This window comes from Bacillus sp. C30, assembly GCF_040838255.1.
Classification (GTDB): Bacteria; Bacillota; Bacilli; order Bacillales; family Bacillaceae_G; genus Bacillus_A; species Bacillus_A mycoides.
The window spans coordinates 1-1,738 of sequence record NZ_JBFPJH010000524.1 but is presented as its reverse complement, the minus strand read 5'-3'; the positions used below and the strand labels follow the sequence as shown (position 1 = coordinate 1,738).

Below are 1,738 nucleotides of genomic sequence, written 5' to 3'. Positions count from 1 at the left end.
ATCATATGTTCCATACACAACTATTTCATTGTTTTTACGTAATTCAATCAATTTTTTATAGTAATAAAAAATTGATTCTTCATCTTGGATTGCCTGTTTCACATTAATCTCTTTGTAGTTAGGATTTACCGCAATCCAAGGCTCACCGGTTGTGAATCCAGCATGTTCTCTATCATCCCACTGCATCGGAGTTCTAGCATTATCTCGGCCCTTTATATATATAGACTGCATCACTTTATCTATATCTTCGCCGCGCTCTATAACTTTTTCTTTATACATATTTAGTGTTTCAATATCTCGGTATTCATCAATTGATTCAAATCGAACATTGGTCATTCCGATTTCTTCTCCTTGATAAATATACGGTGTCCCTTTCATCATATGAAGTACTGTCGCTAACATTTTCGCTGATTCAGTATGATAAGCTCCATCATTACCAAAACGAGATACAACGCGAGGCTGGTCATGGTTATTCCAATAAAGGCTATTCCATCCTGTTTGTTCTAATGCTTTTTGCCACTTTGTTAAATTTTGTTTCAAAGTAAGAAGTGAGCATGGTTTTACATCCCATTTCCCACCTTCTCCGGAATCTAAATCCATATGTTCAAATTGGAATACCATTTGTAGTTCTTTTCTAGCTTCCCCTGTATACAATTTAGCCTCTTCTGTCGTTACACCAGGCATTTCCCCAACCGTCATAATGTCATACTGAGACAATACGTCTTCATTCATTTCATGCAAATACTTATGAATGTTCGGACCGTTCATAAAATGTTTATGCCCTGAAACATATCCTTCTTCATCCGTTTCAACAGCTGGTAAGCCATCTTCTTTAGAAATAAAATTAATAACATCCATACGGAACCCATCAATTCCTTTTTCTAACCAAAACTTCATCATGTCATAAACATCTTGTCTTACCTTTTCATTATCCCAGTTTAAATCTGGCTGTTTTTTAGAAAACAGATGTAAATAATATTCATCTGTCATCTCATCATATTTCCATGCAGATCCACTAAATGCTGCTCCCCAGTTATTCGGCTCTTTCCCTTCTTTTCCAGGGCGCCATATATAATAGTCTCTATATTTATTATCTTTCGATTTACATGATTCAATAAACCAATTATGTTCATCTGAAGTATGATTAACAACTAAGTCCATCATAAGTTTCATATTACGTTTATGCATTTCATGTAATAGTTCATCCCAATCTTCCATTGTTCCGAACTCGTTCATAATTTTACAATAATCACTTATATCGTAACCATTATCATCGTTTGGAGATTCATAGACTGGTGATAACCAAATTACATCAATACCTAATTCTTTTAAGTAGTCTAGCTTCGCAAGAATACCACGAAGATCACCTATACCATCACCATTACTATCCATAAAACTACGAGGATAAATTTGATATACTACACTTTCTTTCCACCATTGTTTTCCCATTATGCTACCCCATTTCATCTATACTATTGATTCTTTTTTCTTTTTTTAAGGCGCAAACGTTTTCATTACTGAATGATAACAGATTCTATCCAAATTTAAAATAGCGCTTACAATATTTATTTTCTTTTTCTAATAAAACATGTGAAACTTATTATATATTCATAGGAATAATGAAAACGTTTTATTTTTTTATAGTGTTTTTATTTCTTTTTTGAATCTATTCGTTTATAATAAATTCAAAGAAAACGTTTGCATAAACTTTCTAGGGGGAAATATCATGGCAGAACTT

At 33.0% G+C, this 1,738-nt stretch carries 1 protein-coding gene; it reads right to left on the bottom strand.

The window, feature by feature from the left end; all coding sequences use genetic code 11:
• The coding region (locus AB3X49_RS22480; protein ID WP_367964839.1) for an alpha-glucosidase at positions 1-1,449 on the bottom strand (1,449 nt) is incomplete at its 3' end.
• Between the last annotated feature and the right edge of the window lie 289 nt (positions 1,450-1,738).